The organism is Geobacillus proteiniphilus, assembly GCF_001908025.1.
GTDB classification, from domain to species: domain Bacteria; phylum Bacillota; class Bacilli; order Bacillales; family Anoxybacillaceae; genus Geobacillus; species Geobacillus proteiniphilus.
On record NZ_MQMG01000110.1, the window covers coordinates 1 to 1,810 of the forward strand.

The following is a 1,810-nucleotide window of genomic DNA, read 5'->3' on the forward strand; positions in this document are numbered from 1 at the left end:
TTAAAGATATAGGGGGAGAGGAATGAACATGCTGAGCTTTGAGCATAAGAAAGCGATTTTTCGGTCATATAAGCAGCTACAAGAAAAGCCTATAAGTTACGATCGAGTAAATTATGTTTATCCAGAAAGCCGGCAAAGAGGGAAAGTATTAGCTAGGGAGTTATCCCCTAATGGAAATGGATATGTAAATGGCAAGTATATGGATAGTGAAATCATAAAGAAAAAAGGATATAACGTTGATCCACGAGGATGGATAAGAATTGCCCATTTCTCTGAAGAACAGTTAAGGGAAGTGATTGAGATTGCCATGATGTTTATGTCAGGGAAAAGTGCTGAAATGATACAAACTGGAGCAAATTTGAACCATGATAGTAACAAAATGAAGTAGCAAGAAATAGGGATGGAAACTTCGACTTCTTTTGAAAGACCGGTTCGTTCATGTTTGTATAATTGGATTGGCTATGGAAATGTCAATGCCCCGATTTGGTTTCTTGGAGTTGAAGAAGGTGGGGCAGAAATATGGAGACACCGTACGAAAACGCTTGAACAAAGTTTAGAGATTCGTTCAAAGTTCCATCTTCAAATGGATTTTCAGCATGTTTGGGAAAATTTGTACAATATATCGTTATCATCATGGACAGGCCCTAATGTTTGGCGCTATATAGCGGCTTTTATTCTGGAATTCGAAGGAAGGGATGCAACGGTTGAAAATATTAACGATTATTTGGACATGATCAAGGAGTTTAGAGATGCAGAACCGAAAAATTGGGTTGGTGCATTAAGATGGTAATCAATTGCAGGGAGTGGATAAGCGTGGAATTTGATCCCAATGAGCATCTTCATTTTATATATACATGCAACATGAAGAGTTAACTTCTCAGTCATCCTGCACACCCTAAGCGCTGCAGCACTTCCTCCGGACGTTCGTGGATGTAGTTGACAAACCGAGTAATGGCTTGAATGATATCGTTGCGATCCTTGTGAAATACATTGGCAATCACCGTATCTTTCAGCCATTTCCATAAGCGTTCGATTGGGTTCAGCTGTGGCGAATAGGGAGGGAGGGAAAGAAAGTGAAAACATGGCCCTTCTTCCTGCAAAAACTCCTTGACCATGTTGGCATGATGAATGCGGGCGTGATCCAACACCAAGACGATGAGACGGTCTGGATCGCGCTCTTTGAGCATTCTCAAGAAATCCAAGAACGTCGCGGCATTGGCGGCAGTCGTTTGGTGAAGCACCGTTTCGCCATCGTGGATGTTGACCGCGCCAAACCGCGATGCGTGGACATGATGGCCGAACATCGGCACTTGTTTTTGGCGGCCGACTTCCGACCATGTGGACCGCAAGACATGGTAAGAGCGGATATGGGTTTCATCGATGTACAGAAGAACAGCATCTTCTGTCTCCTTGGTGATCAAGTTTTTTTATTAGATCCATTTGTGTTTCAAATTGCTTTTGCTCATCCGGGTTTCCTTTCGCCAATGTGTAGGTCGGCCGTGTCCACGACAGCCCTTTGCGGTGCAGGAGTTTTCGCAACGCTTCGCGGGAAATGCAAACACCGAAGTGCTTTTCGACATAGGATTGCAGGAGTTTGGTGTTCCACGCCGAAGCGACGTCCCAGCCCAGTTCCACGGGAGTGGTGGTCAACACAAGCTGTTTGATCTCTTCCTGCTGTTCTTCGGTGAGAAACGGCTCCCGCTCGGGGGCGAAATCCCGATGAAGCAAGAGCTCCAGACCGCCTTCGTTGAACAGTGACACATAATAGGAAACGGTTTGTCGGCACACGTTGACCATGGAGGCCACCTCC

General features: G+C 45.1%; 4 protein-coding genes. 2 read left to right on the forward strand and 2 right to left on the reverse strand.

The genetic code is table 11. The features are described from left to right. The first annotated feature begins 22 nt into the window (after positions 1-22). Positions 23-388: a hypothetical protein gene (locus BRO54_RS18705; protein WP_074044845.1), complete on the forward strand. Its 366-nt coding sequence runs from the start codon at positions 23-25 to the stop codon at positions 386-388. Between the two features lie 12 nt (positions 389-400). After that, positions 401-790 (forward strand): hypothetical protein, encoded by a 390-nt coding sequence (locus BRO54_RS19685; protein WP_193408817.1) that lies wholly within the window; start codon positions 401-403, stop codon positions 788-790. Between the two features lie 91 nt (positions 791-881). Here the strand turns inward: BRO54_RS19685 and BRO54_RS20735 are convergent, their stop codons facing one another. Together BRO54_RS20735 and BRO54_RS20740 are read right to left on the reverse strand one after the other, a co-directional pair. After that, a complete protein-coding gene (locus BRO54_RS20735) occupies positions 882-1,421 on the reverse strand; it encodes an IS630 family transposase (protein WP_074044846.1) in 540 nt (179 codons plus the stop codon). Then, positions 1,375-1,810, reverse strand: a 436-nt coding sequence (locus tag BRO54_RS20740; protein ID WP_239691301.1) for a winged helix-turn-helix domain-containing protein, incomplete at its 5' end; no start/stop codon positions are given. The genes BRO54_RS20735 and BRO54_RS20740, both read right to left, overlap by 47 nt.